At 52.2% G+C, this 17,935-nt stretch carries 16 protein-coding genes; 5 read left to right on the top strand and 11 right to left on the bottom strand.

All coding sequences use genetic code 11. The features are described from left to right. Positions 1–2 precede the first annotated feature (2 nt). Positions 3–479: a MarR family winged helix-turn-helix transcriptional regulator gene (locus tag AC0VXT_RS09570; RefSeq protein WP_022732242.1), complete on the bottom strand. Its 477-nt coding sequence runs from the start codon at positions 477–479 to the stop codon at positions 3–5. A 323-nt stretch (positions 480–802) separates the two neighbouring features. On the opposite strand from AC0VXT_RS09570, the gene ectA reads away from it, so the two are divergent. From ectA to mazG, 5 genes are all read left to right on the top strand, one after another. Further along, positions 803–1,351 (top strand): diaminobutyrate acetyltransferase, encoded by a 549-nt coding sequence (gene ectA, locus AC0VXT_RS09565; RefSeq protein WP_022732243.1) that lies wholly within the window; start codon positions 803–805, stop codon positions 1,349–1,351. Positions 1,352–1,478: 127 nt separating this feature from the next. Then, positions 1,479–2,762, top strand: a complete 1,284-nt coding sequence (gene ectB, locus AC0VXT_RS09560; protein WP_475548411.1) for a diaminobutyrate--2-oxoglutarate transaminase — start codon at positions 1,479–1,481, stop codon at positions 2,760–2,762. 82 nt (positions 2,763–2,844) lie between these two features. Further along, positions 2,845–3,246: an ectoine synthase gene (locus tag AC0VXT_RS09555; RefSeq protein WP_022732245.1), complete on the top strand. Its 402-nt coding sequence runs from the start codon at positions 2,845–2,847 to the stop codon at positions 3,244–3,246. Positions 3,247–3,393: 147 nt separating this feature from the next. Continuing rightward, positions 3,394–4,836, top strand: a complete 1,443-nt coding sequence (locus AC0VXT_RS09550) for an aspartate kinase (protein ID WP_475548410.1) — start codon at positions 3,394–3,396, stop codon at positions 4,834–4,836. A gap of 162 nt (positions 4,837–4,998) precedes the next feature. After that, the gene (mazG, locus tag AC0VXT_RS09545; protein WP_475548409.1) at positions 4,999–5,823 is read left to right on the top strand and encodes a nucleoside triphosphate pyrophosphohydrolase; all 825 of its coding nucleotides are present in this window, start codon (positions 4,999–5,001) and stop codon (positions 5,821–5,823) included. 41 nt (positions 5,824–5,864) lie between these two features. Here the strand turns inward: mazG and AC0VXT_RS09540 are convergent, their stop codons facing one another. From AC0VXT_RS09540 to AC0VXT_RS09495, 10 genes are all read right to left on the bottom strand, one after another. Next, complete coding sequence (locus tag AC0VXT_RS09540; protein WP_475548408.1) at positions 5,865–6,734, bottom strand: AraC family transcriptional regulator; 870 nt, start codon at positions 6,732–6,734, stop codon at positions 5,865–5,867. A gap of 97 nt (positions 6,735–6,831) precedes the next feature. After that, a complete protein-coding gene (locus AC0VXT_RS09535; RefSeq protein WP_475548407.1) occupies positions 6,832–7,656 on the bottom strand; it encodes an inositol monophosphatase family protein in 825 nt (274 codons plus the stop codon). Between the two features lie 30 nt (positions 7,657–7,686). Next, on the bottom strand, positions 7,687–9,018 hold the full coding sequence (gene hflX / locus AC0VXT_RS09530; protein ID WP_475548406.1) for a GTPase HflX: 1,332 nt from the start codon (positions 9,016–9,018) through the stop codon (positions 7,687–7,689). A 7-nt stretch (positions 9,019–9,025) separates the two neighbouring features. Continuing rightward, positions 9,026–9,283 (bottom strand): RNA chaperone Hfq, encoded by a 258-nt coding sequence (gene hfq, locus AC0VXT_RS09525; RefSeq protein WP_008891082.1) that lies wholly within the window; start codon positions 9,281–9,283, stop codon positions 9,026–9,028. Between the two features lie 119 nt (positions 9,284–9,402). Beyond that, entirely contained in the window at positions 9,403–10,089 is a 687-nt protein-coding gene (locus tag AC0VXT_RS09520; RefSeq protein WP_430470304.1) for an HAD family hydrolase, read from the bottom strand. 63 nt (positions 10,090–10,152) lie between these two features. Then, positions 10,153–11,532 carry a Trk system potassium transporter TrkA gene (gene trkA, locus AC0VXT_RS09515; protein WP_022732252.1) on the bottom strand — a complete coding sequence of 460 codons (1,380 nt, stop codon included), beginning with the start codon at positions 11,530–11,532 and terminating at the stop codon, positions 10,153–10,155. Positions 11,533–11,616: 84 nt separating this feature from the next. Beyond that, positions 11,617–12,990, bottom strand: a complete 1,374-nt coding sequence (gene ntrX, locus AC0VXT_RS09510; RefSeq protein WP_475548405.1) for a nitrogen assimilation response regulator NtrX — start codon at positions 12,988–12,990, stop codon at positions 11,617–11,619. 58 nt (positions 12,991–13,048) lie between these two features. Continuing rightward, complete coding sequence (locus AC0VXT_RS09505; RefSeq protein WP_475548404.1) at positions 13,049–15,313, bottom strand: sensor histidine kinase NtrY-like; 2,265 nt, start codon at positions 15,311–15,313, stop codon at positions 13,049–13,051. Then, on the bottom strand, positions 15,310–16,758 hold the full coding sequence (gene ntrC, locus AC0VXT_RS09500; protein WP_022732255.1) for a nitrogen regulation protein NR(I): 1,449 nt from the start codon (positions 16,756–16,758) through the stop codon (positions 15,310–15,312). The genes AC0VXT_RS09505 and ntrC overlap by 4 nt, the downstream gene beginning before the upstream one ends. Next, positions 16,755–17,900, bottom strand: coding sequence for a two-component system sensor histidine kinase NtrB (locus AC0VXT_RS09495; RefSeq protein WP_022732256.1), 1,146 nt, complete (start codon positions 17,898–17,900; stop codon positions 16,755–16,757). The genes ntrC and AC0VXT_RS09495 overlap by 4 nt, the downstream gene beginning before the upstream one ends. Positions 17,901–17,935: the final 35 nt, after the last annotated feature.

The following is a 17,935-nucleotide window of genomic DNA, read 5'->3' as shown; positions in this document are numbered from 1 at the left end:
CGTCAGTTTTTATCGACAATTACATCATGATCAAGCAGTGGCGCGACATCGATGTCGCTTGCATCCATCATGCCGGACACACGTTGCAAGGCAGCGATCAGGAACGTCTGTTCCCATTCTTCAAGATCATTGAAGTTATCTGAAAATCTGTCATGCAGTGCCATGGGAGCCCGATCAAGGATGGATCGTCCTTGATCCGTTAAGCGGACAAACACTTTGCGCTTATCCGTGTCACCACGCGCACGCAAGACAAGCTCCATCGCCTGAAGCTTATCAACCAATGAGGTTGTTGATGCCTGCGCCAGATTCACCTTTGCGGCAATCTGGCCAACCGTCATCTCGCCGTATTCTTCCAGTGATTGCAAAACCAGAAGCTGCGATGTCTTCAACCCGGTGATTTTACCAAGTTTTTTAGCGTGAATATCGCTCGCGCGTAGAATGCGGCGAATGGAGATCAACGCTTCATGCAATTTGTCCATTTGAATTTCCGGGCGTCAATTGTTGTCCTGCTACAAAAGATGTTTTAGCCCCAGAACCGCGAAACCGCAACGGTTTAAGATGACCTTCCATCGATATCCGATATTTTATTTCATCGATTTTCGGTATTTCATGACGAAAATATGTCAGCGACATCGATCCATCAATATCGAAGACCGATTAATTTATGTTTTCTTTCATATCAATAACTTACTAGGTTTCACGTTATTTTCATCGAGAAAGGGTTGATCAATTTGTATCGCTATTCTATACATCTCTCGCGACATGAATGATCGCATATCGAAATAACAGAGCAGGCAGACCGATGAAAATTGCCAACAATCAAGGCAACACCGGCCGCAAAGCCAACCTGATTATCCGAAAACCGAAGGCCACCGACGGCGCAACGGTCAATGCGTTGATCGCCGATTGTAAGCCTTTGGATGAAAATTCGATGTATTGCAACTTGCTGCAGTGCTCGCACTTTGGCGACACATGCGCGATTGCAGAACTCGATGGCGAAGCCGTGGGCTTTGTTTCCGGTTACATCGTCCCAAGTACGCCTGAGCAGCTTTTTATCTGGCAGGTTGCCGTTTCCCCGAAGGCCCGTGGCCTTCGTCTGGCGAAACGTTTGATCCTTGATATTCTGGATCGCCCGGCATGCTACAATGTGTCGCAACTGAACACGACGATCACGTCAACCAATGCACCGTCTCAGGGTGTGTTCCGTTCAGTCGCACGCGAGCTCGGCGCCGACGTCAAACGCAAAGTTCAGTTTGAACGCGAAACGCATTTTGACGGCGCGGCTGCCAGTGAGATCCTGTGGCAGATTGGCCCGTTTGAACGTGAAGACGTCGAACGCGTCGCGGCCTGATCCTCAATAACCATTTTCACCGCTTTCATGCCTCAAAACGGCAAAGCCGTTATTGGGAACATCCGGTTCGCCGGGGCGTTTGACATGACAAGTGGACTTGACTTTTCCCAATCTGAAAGAGGGAACCATGACTGTATTTGATCGCCTTGAATCGGAAGTTCAGAGCTATGCACGCTCCTTCCCCGTTACGTTTGAAAAAGCCGAAGGCGCCTGGCTCACCGATGAGAACGGCAACCGTTATCTTGATTTCCTTGCCGGTGCCGGCAGCCTGAACTATGGCCATAACCATCCTGTTCTGCAGGAAAAGCTGATTGATTACATCAAATCAAACGGCATTACCCATGGCCTGGACATGCACACCAAGGCCAAGGAAGCCTTCCTGACCGCGCTTGAAGACAAAATCCTCAAGCCGCGCGACATGGAATACAAGGTTCAGTTTACCGGTCCAACCGGCACCAATGCTGTTGAAGCCGCATTGAAACTTGCGCGCCGCGTCAAAGGCCGCGAAACGGTGATTTCATTCACCAATGGCTTCCATGGCTGCACCTTGGGTGCGCTTGCCATCACCGGTAACGAGCATCATCGCGGGGCTGCTGGCGTATCGCTTGACAACGCCGTTGCCGTTCCGTTTGACGGCTACATGGGCGACAGTGTTGATACCGTCGACTATCTTGATCGTGTTCTTTCCGACAACTCAAGCGGCGTATCACTTCCTGCTGCTGTGATTGTCGAGGCAGTGCAGGGTGAAGGCGGCTTGAACGCGGCGGACTTTGGCTGGTTGAAAAAGCTCGAACAGACCTGCCGTAAGCATGACATCCTGCTGATCGTTGATGACATTCAGGCAGGCTGCGGTCGTACTGGCACGTTCTTTAGTTTTGAACCCGCTGGTATGAAGCCTGACATGATTACGCTTTCGAAGTCGCTGTCAGCTTATGGCCTGCCGTTTGCGGTTGTTCTGATGAAGCCGGAGTTTGACGTCTGGCATCCGGGCGAGCACAACGGTACCTTCCGTGGTAACAATCATGCGTTTGTCACCGCTACAGCAGCCCTTGATCACTTCTGGTCAGATGATAAGTTTGCATCCGAAGTGTCTGACAAGGCTGAATTCCTTGGCAAGCGTCTCGAAGAAATTGCCGAACGCTATGGCGACGGCAAAATCTATCGCAAAGGACGCGGCCTGATGCAGGGTATCTGCTTTGAAAGCGGTGAACTCGCATCGAAGGTTACCAAGGAATGCTTCAAGCATAACCTGATCATTGAAACCAGCGGCCCGGAAGATGAAGTTGTCAAATGCCTTGTGCCTTTGATCATCTCCAAGCAGGATTTGGGTCACGGCCTTGATATCCTTGAGCTGGCAACTGCCAAAGCCATGGGCAAGGACGTTGTTGCAGCCAAAGCCGCTGCGGAATAATAAGGTTGGGCGATGCTATTGGGTGTCGCCCTTCCCTACCACCTAGATAGCCCCACACCTTAAATAATTCAAAGAGTTAAAAATGATTGTTCGCACCCTGAAAGAATGTGAAGCATCCGGTCGCCGTGTGGTTTCTGATAACTGGGAAAGCACGCGTATGTCGCTTGCTGAAGATGGTATGGGCTTCTCTTTCCATATCACCACCATCTATGCCGGCACCGAAACCGAAATTTGCTATGCCAATCATTTCGAGACCGTCTATTGCATCTCAGGCAACGGTGAAGTCGAAACCATTGCCGATGGCAAAAAGTACAAAATTGAGCCGGGAACGGTTTACATCCTTGATAAGCACGACCGCCATTATCTGCGCGGTGGCACCGAGGATATGGTTGTCGCATGCGCGTTCAACCCGCCACTCAATGGCCGCGAAGTCCATGACGAGAACGGGGTTTACCCGCTCGATGGCGACGCACTCGCCAGCTAAGCTTTTGGTTTGGGGCGGTAGATAAAGCCGCCCCAGACTTTAAGAAATAATAGTTTTCAAGGATACGCCCCCAAAGGAGGCAACATGCTTTCAGCCCAGAAAAAAACGGACGCTGGGCATAGCGTTCACAAGATCGGTGGTACGTCGATGACCCAGGTTGAAGCGGTCATGGACAACATTCTGGTCGGCAATCGTAGCGAAGAAGAACTGTATAATCGGGTCTTTGTCGTTTCAGCTTATGGCGGGTTCACCGACCTTCTGCTGGAAAACAAGAAAACCGGTGAAGCAGGCGTCTATCAGCTTTATGCCGGATCGGAAACCGATTGGGCTTGGGGCGATTCTCTGACCAAAGTTTCCGAGAAAATGTGTGCCATCAACGAAGAAATCTTTGGCGATGCGCCCGAACTGAAACTGGCCAATGCCTTTGTTCAGGAACGCGTTGAAGGTACGCGCAGCTGCTTGATGGACCTCCATCGCCTATGCAGCTTTGGGCATTTCAAACTTGAAAAGCACCTGTTGACCGTTCGTGAGATGCTGTCTGCCATTGGTGAGTCCCATAGTGCGCACAACACCATGTTGCTGCTGCGTGCCAAGGGCGTGAATGCTGTGTTCGCCGACCTTTCGGGGTGGCGTGAGCCAGAAGCATCAACCCTTGATGGTCGCATTTCAAAAGTCTTCGACGACATTGACCTTGGCAGCCAGCTTGCGATTGCAACCGGCTATGCCCAGTGCAGCGAAGGCCTGATGAGCATCTATGGCCGCGGCTATAGTGAAGTCACCTTCTCACGCATTGCATGCCTGACACAGGCGCGAGAAGCGATCATTCACAAGGAATTCCACCTCTCAAGTGCTGATCCGCGCATCGTCGGCGAAGATGCTGTGCGCCCAATTGGCCGCACGAGCTATGATGTGGCTGATCAGCTGTCAAACATGGGGATGGAAGCTATCCACCCACGTGCAGCCAAGGGTTTGCGTCAGAACGACATTCCGCTGCGTATCGCCAATACCTTTGAACCGGAACATCCCGGTACGGTCATTGACGATCATTGGGATCCTGAAAACAGCCGGGTTGAGATTGTCACTGGCGTTCCGACCGCGTTCGAGATTGAAGTTTTCAATCAGGATATGGTGGGCATTCCGGGCAGCGAGGAATCAATCCTTAGCGTGCTTAAACGTTATAAGGTTCCGACCGTCACCAAGAACCTGAACGCCAATACAATTACGCATTATGTATCAGCACCGCTCAAGCAGATCCGTCGTTGTGTTGACGAGATCGAGGAAAAGCACCCTGAAGCAACCGTTCAGACCCGTAAGGTCGCGATTGTTTCGGTAATTGGCGCCAATATCGATCAGCCTGGCCTGTTTGCACGTGCTGTGACAGTCCTTGATAAGGCAGGCGTCGAACTGGTTGCCTCGCACTTCCCGAGCCGTCGCGTCGATCTGCAGTTTGTTGTGGCAGAAGGCGATTTCAACAAGGCAATCGTTGCCCTGCATCGCGGTCTTGTTGAAGGTAAAAAAGAAGAAGGCGCGTCAGACAAAAAGACCAAGAATGATAGCGCTAACAAACAGGACAAGCTTAAGGCTGCATAAGCCTTAAGGCATCCGAACATCACATCAGAACCCGCAGTGCTTGCAAAAGCCTGCGGGTTTTGTTTTGTGCCAACCCCATACTTGCCATTGTCAGAGATGGTGCGTCGCGATAGGACTTATCTGTCTATTCCAGTCCAAAGCCCGTTTCTCAGGAAAGCCCGCATGAGCACTCATAACAGCAAAGCGATTAACGACCTTCTTGATATTATGGCCAAGCTGCGCGACCCGGATGGCGGGTGTCCTTGGGATCTGGAACAGGATTTTTCGACCATCGCCCCCTACACCATCGAAGAAGCCTATGAAGTTGCCGACGCCATTGCCGATGGTGATATGAACGAACTTCGCGATGAGTTGGGGGATTTGCTGTTGCAGGTGGTTTTCCATGCGCAGATGGCACAGGAAGAAGGTCATTTCACCTTCGAAGATGTCGCCAACAGCATCAATGAGAAAATGATCAGCCGCCATCCCCATGTATTTGGCAACGGAAACGCCACTACAACCGATGGCGTCAACCAGACGTGGGAGAAAATCAAGGCTGCCGAACGGGCGCAAAAGGCCGAAACCAAGGGTCACGACCGTCACAGCGCGCTTGACGGTGTTGCCAGCGCCCTCCCCGCACTCATGCGGGCTGAAAAGCTGACCAAACGTGCTGCACGTGTTGGCTTTGACTGGCCAAGTACGGATGAAGTGTTTGACAAGCTTCATGAAGAAATTGACGAGCTTAAAGCCGAAATGACCGAAAACCCCGATCAGGACCGTATCGAGGATGAACTGGGCGACATGTTATTTGTCATGGCAAACCTTGGTCGTAAGCTTGGCGTCGATCCCGAAGTCGCCCTGCGGCGCGCGAACCATAAATTCACCCGTCGCTTCCACTTCATCGAAGATGAACTGGCGAAAGACAGCCGCACCGCGTCACAGTCCGATTTGCAAGAAATGGACGCGCTTTGGAATAAGGCAAAGAAGGTTGAACGGGGTCAGGCATAAGTGCACCGGCACGACACCTGCCCCTTCATATAATATGTGCGTCAACCTTCAAGCGGCATATAAATCTCGGTCAAAAGCTCGGTTGGTGCCGTTTCACGCGGGTTGTTCAAATATTCCTCGAACACGGGGCCCTCGCGTACTTCTTCACCAGACTGGGGCAACCATTTGCCAAATAACCATAAATAAGCTGACTTCATATCAGCATATGGTCCCTTATACCGCAGGCATGCGTATCTTCCGGCCTCCACCACTGTGCGTTCAACCGGCGCCTCAATCGTAATTGATTCCGTCTGATCAAGTAGCGCACCCGCCTTTGAGAACAGATCGTTTTCGGTAAAGGCATCTGGGTCGGTGTGATACACGCCAATAAGTCTGACATTTGGCTCAATCAGGTCACGCACCGCAAGCCACCCAAACAGGCGATCAAATGCTTCGCCAATTTGCATGAATGATCCGTGGTGATCGATGGTCAAAAGCGACATTTCAGGCACATCGCGTATTTCGACAGTCCAAGGACCACAGACGCTTTCACGCTGCTCTTCAAGGGCGTCATGGAATTGGCGATGGCTGCCTTCCTTGCCATAGCGCGCCGGTGGCATCCCATAGCTGTCAGAGAATATTCGGGTGAAAGATTGTATATTGGGATAACCACATCGTTTGGCGATCTCATCAATCTGAATTGCACTGTTTGCTAGCATCCCGGCCGCGCTATGAAGGCGAACGCGCTTTACCGTCGCGGCGACGGTTTCACCAAACACACCGTGATAAATGCGATGCCAATGCGTTGGCGACATACAGGCAATTTCGGCCAGTCGATTTAAATCAAGTTCGTCAGAAAGATGGTCATGGATGTGGGCCTGTACGCGGGAAAGGCGGTCTTGGTAGGAGCGTTGGGCATGTAATTTGTTCATCGTTCTCTCATGCAATTTGTTGTGCACTTTGAAAACGCTAACACGCGTCGATTTGACAAATCTTGCGATCTTGCGTCAAGCCGTGGCTCGGATCGACTTACGAAAAGAGCGGCAGAAGAATTTCATTCATCTCAGACCACAGGTCTTCGGAACTGGCACACAAAAGTCCGGGGGCCTCTGTATTGGCGTTATATTCATTACTACGGTCTGCGGTAATATAGCGGGCATACCCACCAGCTTCGCGCACCAAAAGCGTGCCCGGCGCGTGGTCCCAAGGCTTTAGAGTCCGATAGGCGCAAAAATCGAAATCACCACGTGCCAATTCTTCATACTCAGCCCCGCAGCATGAATAATGCGCAACAGTGTCAAAGAAATCGATATGGCCGTAATGGCTTACAAGACGGTCACGCGCATAGGAAATCAGAAATCCTTTGGCATCGCAGGCTTTTGTGATGTGGGATCGCACCGAAACAGGGCTACCCTGATAGCACGTTCCAGCACCCTTTTCGGCCACGGTTGCGGTTCCCTCAATCGGGTCAACAATCCATGCCGCAACCGTTTCACCCGCAACATACAAACCAACCATGCAGCGAAACGGTTGACGATTGTGGGCAAAGTTTTTGGTGCCATCGACTGGATCAATGATCCAGACGGGATCGGATGCCGCAAATGCATGGTCCTGCAATTTCGGATCGGCATGTGCGGCCTCTTCGCCCAAGGCGATACTGCCCGGTAACAGGTCGGTTAACCGGGCAGTTAAAACGCGTTCGGCTTCTGTATCGGCGATGGTCACCAGATCAAGCGCGTGGGTTTTGGCCTCGATATCTTCATCGGCCAGTTGGCCAAAGCGCGGGGCAATTTCAGCAGCCGATACTTCCCGGATGATACCGGTTACTTTTTCAATATCGACTTTCACCAACACGCAACTTCTCCTTCTGGCGTTTAACGACAATCAGACAACGTGTATTTCAAAACCAGATTTAGCACACCAGTCTTCAAACCGCCCCACCCGCGTAGAATCTATCCGCACCTGAATGGCAATGCCGTCATCGCCTTCTGTGCGCTGAAGAACTTCACCATGTTCATAAAGGCGTGCAAGCGATTTGCCATCCGAATACGGCACGCACAGCTCAAACACCGGCATATGTTCCGTAAGCCGGTCTTCAACCAAGCCCAGAAGCGCATCGCAATTCGTGCCTTTGATGGCCGAAATGGCGATCGTGTTGTCGTGGCGCGCCGCTGACTCGTTCACCGCCTGCAGGTCATCACCTTTAAGCTGGTCAATCTTGTTAAGCGCTTCAACAAGTTCTTCGCCGTCAATTGCCTTTTGCAGCCCAAGTTCCTTAAGAACTTCAAGCACGTCAAGCCTTTGCTCTTCGGTTTCTGCCGAAGCCACATCACGGACATGGACAATCAAATCCGCTTCAAGCACTTCTTCAAGTGTTGCACGGAATGCTGCCACCAGATCGTGCGGCAAATCGGAAACAAATCCGACAGTGTCTGACAGAATGACCTTGCGTCCACTTGGCAAGATCAGACCGCGCATGGTCGGATCAAGAGTTGCAAATAGCATGTCCTCGGCAAGCACTTCGGACGTGGTCAGCTGATTAAACAGCGTCGATTTTCCGGAGTTGGTATAGCCCACCAAAGCCACAATAGGATATGGCACACGGCGACGTGCTTCGCGGTGAAGCTCACGTGTTCGTTTAACTTCCTCAAGCTCACGCCGAAGTTTGGCAAGCTTGTCACCAATCAAACGACGGTCAATCTCAATCTGACGTTCACCCGGGCCGGCAAGGAAGCCGCGACCACCTCGCTGACGCTCAAGGTGGGTCCACGTGCGAACCAGTCGTGACCGCTGATAACTCAGCAAGGCCAATTGTACCTGCAAGCGTCCCTCACGGGTCCGCGCACGGTCCGCAAAAATCTCAAGGATCAGACCGGTACGGTCAATAACCTTACACTTCCACTCTTTCTCCAGGTTACGCTGCTGGATCGGGGTAAGTTGGCCATTGATCATAACGATGTCGGCTTCTTCTGCCTTGATCTGCAGACCGAGCCGTTCGGTAACGCCCTTCCCGAATAAGGTAGAAGGGCGTACTTTTGCGATGGGCACAATATCTGCGCCCACCACTTCAAAATCCAACGCGCCAGTCAAACTGATTGACTTGGCCAGACGCGACGACGCGTCGCGCCAGGACGCTTTTTGGTCCGCGCGTTTTAGTTCCGGGTGGAAAACGAGGACTCGGGGGGCTTCCGGCTCAGTGCCTCCCCCCGACGTCAAAGATTCTTCAGCTATTTTCTTCTTCCGTTGCTGGCTGGCTCGGATCAAACAGTTTGATCGGTGTCGTCGGCATTACCGTCGAGATCGCGTGTTTGTACACGAGCTGGGTGTGAGCATCGCGCCGCAGCAAAACAGAGAAATTGTCAAACCAGGTGATAATACCCTGCAATTTGACTCCGTTGACCAGAAACACGGTAACCGGCGTTTTGTTTTTACGGCAATAATTCAGGAAAACGTCCTGAACATTTTGTGATTTTTCCGCCATTGGTTAGACCTAGCCTTCTTTTATGAGCGTTTTTTTAGTTTCGGGCGGCCAAGCAAAATGCGGAACCATCGACGTCAAGTTCGTCACGGTTCCAGCCCCATCTTAATGACCAACCTGAACTATAAGACTTTCGTAAAGGTTTTTACAACCCTTACAAGCGCTTCGCAATCAGCGAAATGCCAATCAGGTTCGAGATTCGCGGAATTCTGCGCATCACTGTGTCCGGTAATTTCATCCCCGATCAGGATTGCAGTTGCCCCGACGTTGCGCGCGCATTGAATATCGACAACACTATCGCCTACAAACCAGAGATTCTCATATTGCGGCGCCGAAGAGTCGCCCATTGCCATATGCACCGGATCGGCGGCAGGTTTATCATTAGCCGCATCTGTCGCCCCGACAATTTGACCAAAAAACGCGGTCCAGCCAAGATGTTCGGCCTCTTTGCGCAAGAAGTCGCCGTTCTTGTTGCTGACGACACCGATGTAGGTCCCGTTTTCACGCAGCGCACACAAAAGATCATAGGCACCGGTCAAAGGTGTCAGCGTTTCAAGGTGAATGCTGCGAAAATGCGCGTAAAAACTATCCTTGGCCGCTTCCCAGCGATCTTCGCCAAACAAAACAGGGAAACTGTCACGAAGCGATCGGGCAACCCGTTGCTTGGTTTCATCAAGCGACCATTTGGGTTTGTCGAACTCTTCAAATGTCATGTTCAGGGCTGCCTGAATGGTGCCCCAACTATCAACAAGGGTATTGTCCCAGTCAAACAGGACGGCATTTGGTCGATGGGGCAATTGATCAGACATAACGAAATCCGGTAGCTTGGATGGATACAATTTGTATGAGGATAACGAAAATCCCGATGCCGGTCAGAAGTATTCGAGACGCACAGCAAACATTTTCTCGACCTTTTTGATCTGCTCAGACCCGGCAAAGACAACAATGCGATCATTCGCTTCGATCACGGTATTGGCACGCGGCATGACAACTTCACCATTTCGCAAGATTGCGCCAAACACCACACTGGCGGGCATGGCAATATCCTTAATTGCCTTACCGACAATCGGTGCTGTTTCAAGTGCCTCAGCCTCAAGCACCTCGCCAAAGCCCTCTGACAGGCTATGAACCGCACGGATACGCCCACGGCGGACATGATGCAGGATCGTCGACACCGTCGTCATGCGCGGGCTGATGACAACATCAACGCCCAGTTCGGACACCAGCGAGTTATAGGTGCTTTTGTTAATCAGCGTCAGAGCACGCGGGCAGCCATACCGCTTTGCCAGAAGGGATGCCAGAATGTTGGTTTCGTCATCGTTGGTAAGCGCAACAACGGCCTCGGCATTGCCGACGTTGGCTTCTTCAAGCAATTCTGGATCCAGAACGTCACCGTGCAAAACCACGCTTTTCTTTGGCAACTTCTGTGCGACATAGCGTGCGCGCTCGGCATCTGCCTCGACAAGGCGTGTGGTCACGCCCGGGAAGTTCTTGTTGATTTCTTCGGCCAGGAACAGCGCAATGTTACCTCCACCAAAGATGACAATACGGCGTGCTTCGGGGTCTTCGTGCCCGAATGCGGACATTGCCCGATCCACCTGATCGCTTGATACCGCAAGATACACAAGGTCACCGGCCAGCATCTGATCATCGCCCTTGGGATAGACCGGCTTGTCGTTTCGGATCATGCCAAGGATCGAAATATTCAAATCCGGGAACAGCTGATGAAGCTGACGCAGCGGCGTATTGATCACCGGGCAATCTTCGCTACACCGCAGGCCAAGGATTTTGACCTTGTCATCGGCAAACGGGATCATGTCGAACGCACCAGGCGCCTGCAGACGGCGTGCAACGGCACGGGCCACTTCCATTTCCGGTGAAATCACTACATCAATTGGCAGCTTTTCGCGGCCAAACAAGCTGGCCCATTCCGGCTGCAAATAGGTCTGGCTTCGGATACGGGCGATCTTGGTCGGTACGTTGAACAACGAATGCGCGACCTGACAGGCTGTCATGTTGACTTCGTCAGCAAAGGTCACTGCAATCAGCATGTCGGCTTCTTCTGCGCCGGCCTGCTGGAGAATATCGGGGTGTGAGCCAAACCCGATAATGCCCTTGACCTCTAGCGTGTCGGAAATTTTCCGCACCAGTTCTTCGGACTGGTCGATCACGGTTACATCATTGTTTTCTGCAGACAGATATTTGGCAATGTGGAAACCCACCTGCCCGGCCCCGCAAATGATGACCTTCATCGTGTATTCTCCCGTTCACAGCAGCCTGCGATGTCGCGACTGGTAATCAGACTGGTCCGAAGACTGGTATCAGCAGGCTGAAAATCAGCCCCCAACACCCAGACTTTTAAGTTTGCGATGCAACGCGGAACGTTCCATCCCGACAAAGGCCGCTGTTTTGGAAATGTTACCCGCAAACCGGTCGATCTGTGTCTGCAGATATTCTTTTTCGAACATCTCGCGTGCTTCGCGCAGCGGCAATGCCATGATTTCACTGGTTTTGTCAAAACTTAGCGATGTCGGCATGTCCGAAAACAGCTCTGACGGCAGCATCTTGCCCGTGATGATATCGGTTGTATTATCGTCCGGCGCCATGATCATCAAACGCTCAATGACGTTACGAAGCTGCCGGACATTCCCTGGCCAATCGTAAGCGTGAAGGGTCGCCATGGCTTCTGGCGAAAGCTTACGTTGCGGAAGGCCAGTGGCCTCGGCATAGCGCACCAGAAACCGTTCGGCAAGTTCGGGGATATCATCGCGACGTTGCTGAAGTGATGGCACATCAAGCGGAACCACGTTCAAGCGATAATAAAGATCCTGACGGAATGTTTGCTCGGCAATACGGGCTTCAAGATCACGCGCCGTTGTCGCAATCACACGAACATCGACACTTACCGGAAGCGCACCACCGACACGTTCAAACGTCTGATCCTGCAAAACACGGACAATTTTTCCTTGCGTTTCCAAGGGCATGTCAGCCACTTCATCAAGCAGAAGCGTGCCGCCATGCGCCAGTTCAAGAACCCCGGTACGCGCGTCGCGATCTGATGACGCCTCCGCACCAAACAGGGATTCTTCCATCGTTTCAGGTGAGATATTTGCGCAGTTCAATACGACAAACGGGGCTTCTGACCGTGCTGATTTTTTATGGATAAGCCGCGCAATAACTTCCTTGCCCGACCCTGCTGGTCCATTGATCAGGACGCGACTGCCCGTTCTGGCAACACGTTCGGCCGCCTGACGTAAGTTATTAACCGCAGAAGATTTGCCAATCAGTTCGTTGTCACCGCCAGCCTTAAGGGTGAGTTCACGGTTTTCACGACGAAGACGCGCATCATCAATGGCGCGCTCGACAACCAGCAACAGACGATCCGTATTAAACGGCTTCTCAATGAAGTCATAGGCACCGCTACGCGATGCTTCGAGTGCGGTTTCAATGTTGCCGTGGCCTGAAATCATCACAACAGGCACTTCGCTGTGTTCACGTTTGATCAGCTTAAGCGTCTCAATACCATCGTGATCGCTCTGATCCATCCAGATATCGAGCACAACCAGACTGGGGCGACGCGCAGAAACCTGCGACAGCGCTTCCTGACTCGAACCCGCTTGTCGTGTGGTATAGCCCTCGTCTTCCAAAATACCGGAAATAAGTGCCCGGATATCTTGTTCATCATCGACAATCAGAATGTCGTGCGCCATATCGTGACCAAATCAATTTTCTGTTTTCGTTGTAAGGCAGGCAATTGGATCAACTGCCTTAGGAGTGTACGTCGTCCGCTGGATCGTCCGTTGCAAGATCAACAACCAGCGGGAAGGAAAGCGTAACCGTTGCCCCCGCATCAACGCCGTCAGACAGTATCAGTTCTCCACCATGATCTTCCATGATTTTCTTGACGATCGCCAATCCAAGTCCAGTTCCCTTGGCACGGGTCGTAACATACGGTTCGGTGAGACGTTCACGATGTTCAACCGGAAGCCCACGGCCATTATCGGAAACCGCAACAAACACGCGTTTTGTTTCATCTGATTGCGTGATCGATACTTCAATCCGCCCCGGTGGCAGATCACTGGCATTGCCATCGCGACCATCAATTGCCTCAGCCGCGTTCTTCAGCGTATTTGTCAGGCATTGGTTCACCTGTCGTGAATCACATGAGATTTTCAGATCGCTAAACGCATTCGAATCAAAGTCATACGTAATCTTTGTATGCGCCTGTTTTTGAAGAAAAATAGCGCTCTTAACAAGATCGGTTATTTTCTCTGAACGCATTTTGGGCGTTGGCATTCGAGCGAAACTGGAAAACTCGTCAACCATACGGCCAATGTCAGATACTTGACGAATGATCGTGTCGGTACAGGTCTGGAAGACTTCCTTGTCGTCGCCAATCTGCTTGAGGTAACGCCGCTTAAGCCGTTCAGCCGAGAGCTGGATCGGGGTAAGCGGATTTTTGATCTCATGGGCGATACGGCGTGCAACATCGGCCCAAGCGGCCATGCGCTGGGCAGTTTGCAATTCGGTAACATCATCAAATGTAACGACGTAGCCGAAAACAGCACCATCGTCGGCCCATTCCGCGGTAACACGCGCCAAGAGTGTCAAATTGACACCATTTCGGCGAATTTCGATCTGGCGCGGCTTGCTGCGGTCTCCATCACGGGTCAGATCGCCAAATAGCGGCGCAAACTCGGGGATAACAGTGCTCAGCTTCTGACCGAGATAATCTTCGAGGTCTACACCCAGTAGATCAGATGCACTACGGTTCGGTAGCTCGATATTGCTTTCAGGGTCCAGGCCAATCACACCCGCAGTTACCCCGCCAAGGATCGCTTCGGTAAACCGGCGGCGCTCATCATTTAGCCGGTTTGCCGCGACCAACTCATTGCGTTGCGTATCAAGCTGCGCGGTCATTCGGTTAAAGGCACGCGACAACGCTTCGAGTTCGTCACCCTGCCCGTCGAGTGGCACACGGTAGGTCAAGTCACCATCGCGCACACGCTCAGCAGCAATGATCAACTGGGACACCGGTTGCACCAATCGGGTGGCAACCATAAGACCAAGCGTCACCGCGGCCAGCAACAACACAACCGAGATCAACACAAAGATCATCACAAAGGTAATGACAATCCCTGATCGTTCGCCTTCGAGACTTTCATAGGCGTCAACAGCACGACGCGCTTTGTCAATGCGATCCAAAACGTTGGGATCAACAAACCGGCCGACCAGCAAATATGCATCCACAAAGCTTGGGATTTTTGCCAACGCCCGGATCCGGTTGTCAGACGACCCGATCATCAGGACCACATCCTTGATCCGTGCGTCGTCAAAAACTTCCGGTGGGATATTCTTTAATTCGAAATCATTCGAAAAACTGTAATCGGACTGGGCAATAATCTGCCCGGAACCATCAATCATCAAGACCTCCGGCAACCCACGCGCCAGCGCCTGATCGGTTAGAATATCGGAAATTCGATCCGCATTGGTCGAGAAATTCACACCAAAACGTTGAAGATCGTTGGTCGTTGCCAGTACGTCGGCACGGATCAATTCCTGATGCTCTTTAAGATACGCATCCGCAATCACCATGCTTTCTTCGACCGCCGTTCTGATCCGGTCACTAAACCAGCCCTGAATCCCGAAATGCAGGAACAAGGCCGAAAAGACGGCAACCACAATCGCCGGCGTCACCGCCACAAGCGAAAACATCAGAACCATACGGGTGTGAAGCTTTGCGCCCGCAACACCACGCCGACGTTCGACCCAAATCTGCACCAGTTTCCGGGCCACCAGTGTTGCCAGCAGCAACACCAGCACCAGATCGGCATTCAACAGCAACAGGATCAGGCGCGGATCGGGCTGGAATGGCGCCGTTCCCGTCATCGCAAGATAGGTTGCAGTTACCGATATGAGTGCGGCTGCGACCAAGCCAAACGCAAACCTGCGCGATTGGCCCAACCGCCCCAGAAACCGTACAAAGCCCGACCGTAAAAAACGGTTGGAGATCGAACGGTCGGTATTATTCATTTCGTGCCTCTCACGACTTCCAGCCCAAGATCACGAATTTTCTTACGCAGGGTATTTCGGTTCAACCCAAGCACTTCGGCCGCCTTGACCTGATTTCCACGGGTCGCTTCAAGAGTGATATTCAAAAGCGGACGTTCCATTTCGCGCAAGATGCGATCATACAACCCGGCAGACGGCAAGTCTTCATCATGGGCGTCAAAATACTCACGCACATGACGTTCGATCGATTCCGATAGCGACTGTGGTTCGGTACTTGGCGCTGCATCATTGAGGCTGTTTTCGGAAAACTCGGTCTCGATCACATCAACGCCGATCACGTCATGCGAATAAAGCGCGGTAAGACGGCGAACCATATTTTCCAGTTCGCGAATGTTACCCGGCCAGCGATGCGCCTTAAGCCGTGCCATCGCGTCTGATGACAGGGTTTTACGCGGTAGTCCCTCTTCGCTGGCTTGCATCAGGAAATGATTAACCAGTTCCGGGATGTCTTCCAGACGTTCGCGCAAGGACGGCAAACGGATCGGCACAACGTTCAGGCGATAGAACAAATCTTCGCGGAAGGTTCCTTCGCGGATCAATTTGCGCAAATCACGATGGGTTGCCGCAACAATGCGCACATTAACCCGGATTGGTGTACGACCACCCACACGGGTATATTCGCCTTCCTGCAAAACGCGCAAAAGTCGGGTCTGGGCTTCCAGCGGCATGTCACCGATTTCATCAAGGAACAGTGTTCCACCCTCGGCCTGTTCAAACCGACCAACCTTGCGTTCGTTGGCACCGGTAAAGGCGCCCTTTTCGTGACCAAACAGCTCGCTTTCGATCAATTCGCGCGGAATTGCCGCCATGTTAATCGCAACAAACGGTCCATGACGGCGTCCGCCGTATTCATGCAAGGCACGTGCAACAAGTTCTTTACCCGTCCCGCTTTCGCCAGTCACCATCACCGTAAGGTCGGTATTCATCAAGCGCGCCAGCGCACGATAAATTTCCTGCATTGCAGCCGAACGGCCGATCAACGGCAGGCGATCGTCGCCTTCTTCATCTGTGGCGGCACGTTTTTCGTCTTGCTGCGGCGTTTCGAGTGCCCGATCAACAATGCTTATCAACTCGTTGAGATCAAATGGTTTTGGAAGGTATTCAAACGCACCACGCTGGGCAGCTTTAACCGCAGTCATAAGCGTGTTTTGTGCGCTCATAACAATCACGCGCAGATCCGGGCGCAGTTTGCGAATACGCGGAACCATATCCAGCCCGTTTTCATCAGGCATCATCACATCCGTGATCACCAGATCGCCATCCCCATCGGCAATCCAGTCCCAAAGTGTGCGGCCATGGCCGGTGCTGCGGACTTCATGCCCCTGACGGGACAACGCCTGTGTCAGTACTGTACGGATCGCACGATCATCATCGGCTACAAGAATTCTTGCCGGGCGCGTGGTCATACGGTTTCACCCCTGTTCTTCATTGTTTCCCCCTCGTCAACATCTTCGGCCAGCGCGCGGTTATATATCGGCAGCATGATCTGGAATTCAGCGCCGCCCCCCGGCACATCCTTGACCTCAATCACGCCGCCATGGTCATTAATAATTTTCGCCACCAGTGCAAGGCCAAGCCCCGTACCAGTTGGTTTTGTTGTCACAAATGGGTCAAACAGGCTTTCGCGCATATCTGGCGAAATCCCCGGACCATTGTCGCGGACCGACACGACAAGCGGCAAATGCACCCGCGCATCCGCACCTGCAACCGCAAGACGGACACCGTGTTGATAGCGGGTAGAAATGATGATCGTACCATCGTCAGCATCGACCGCCTCACCAGCATTTTTCAAAAGATTGAGAAACACCTGAATAAGCTGATCGCGGTTGCCAAACACCGGCGGCAAGGATGGATCATATACCTCTTCGAAAACCAGATGTTTACCAAAACCATTTTCAGCCAGGCGACGCACGTGCTCAAGAACCGTATGAATATTCACAGCCCCACGTTCGAGCGGCTTGTCAGAGAAAATCTCCATCCGGTCGACAAGGTCAACAATCCGGTCGGCTTCATCGCAAATCAGACGCGTCAAAACCCGGTCATCCTCATTACTTGTCTGTTCAAGCAGTTGTGCAGCGCCACGAATACCCGAAAGCGGGTTTTTGATTTCATGGGCAAGGATGGCCGCCATGGCACTGACAGAGCGGGCAGAATTTCGGCTCAGCAGCTGATTGTCAATTTTTTGCGCGATAGAGCGTGGTTCAAATGTCAGAACAGCACAGTCACTTTCATCTGGCATCGAACCGACGGTCAGATTGACCGTGTGCTTACCGATTTTCGGGCTTTCGATCATCAGATTGTGGTCTGCAACCAAAGTAGCGCCATCAATTGCCTGCCTGATCAAAGAAAAAACCGGGCTATCACCTGGAATATAGTCCGTCAGATTGGTGCGGCACAGAACACTTGCACTGGTGTTAAACAGCTGTTCCGTCGCCTGATTGACAAAACGGATATTACCATCCCGGTTGGCAACGACGACGGCGCTCGCAATGGCGTTAAGTACGCCCGTCGGGTCAACCCCGTTGCCTTTTCCAAATCCCAGTCTCATTCAATTCTTCCCCAACGATTTTCATCGTCATTTTA

This window comes from Thalassospira sp. Z349TD_5 (assembly GCF_056173045.1).
This window is presented reverse-complemented; position numbering and strand designations above follow the sequence as displayed.

Excerpts from the sequence above, each read along its gene's own strand:
- AC0VXT_RS09505 (WP_475548404.1), bottom strand. The coding sequence starts at position 15,313 with ATGAATAATACCGACCGTTCGATCTCCAACCGTTTTTTACGGTCGGGC.
- AC0VXT_RS09550 (WP_475548410.1), top strand. The coding sequence starts at position 3,394 with ATGACCCAGGTTGAAGCGGTCATGGACAACATTCTGGTCGGCAATCGT.
- trkA (WP_022732252.1), bottom strand. The coding sequence starts at position 11,532 with ATGAAGGTCATCATTTGCGGGGCCGGGCAGGTGGGTTTCCACATTGCC.
- AC0VXT_RS09540 (WP_475548408.1), bottom strand. The coding sequence starts at position 6,734 with ATGAACAAATTACATGCCCAACGCTCCTACCAAGACCGCCTTTCCCGC.
- ntrX (WP_475548405.1), bottom strand. The coding sequence starts at position 12,990 with ATGGCGCACGACATTCTGATTGTCGATGATGAACAAGATATCCGGGCA.
- AC0VXT_RS09495 (WP_022732256.1), bottom strand. The coding sequence starts at position 17,900 with ATGAGACTGGGATTTGGAAAAGGCAACGGGGTTGACCCGACGGGCGTA.
- AC0VXT_RS09570 (WP_022732242.1), bottom strand. The coding sequence starts at position 479 with ATGGACAAATTGCATGAAGCGTTGATCTCCATTCGCCGCATTCTACGC.
- ectB (WP_475548411.1), top strand. The coding sequence starts at position 1,479 with ATGACTGTATTTGATCGCCTTGAATCGGAAGTTCAGAGCTATGCACGC.
- AC0VXT_RS09520 (WP_430470304.1), bottom strand. The coding sequence starts at position 10,089 with ATGTCTGATCAATTGCCCCATCGACCAAATGCCGTCCTGTTTGACTGG.
- ntrC (WP_022732255.1), bottom strand. The coding sequence starts at position 16,758 with ATGACCACGCGCCCGGCAAGAATTCTTGTAGCCGATGATGATCGTGCG.
- ectA (WP_022732243.1), top strand. The coding sequence starts at position 803 with ATGAAAATTGCCAACAATCAAGGCAACACCGGCCGCAAAGCCAACCTG.
- hfq (WP_008891082.1), bottom strand. The coding sequence starts at position 9,283 with ATGGCGGAAAAATCACAAAATGTTCAGGACGTTTTCCTGAATTATTGC.
- AC0VXT_RS09555 (WP_022732245.1), top strand. The coding sequence starts at position 2,845 with ATGATTGTTCGCACCCTGAAAGAATGTGAAGCATCCGGTCGCCGTGTG.
- mazG (WP_475548409.1), top strand. The coding sequence starts at position 4,999 with ATGAGCACTCATAACAGCAAAGCGATTAACGACCTTCTTGATATTATG.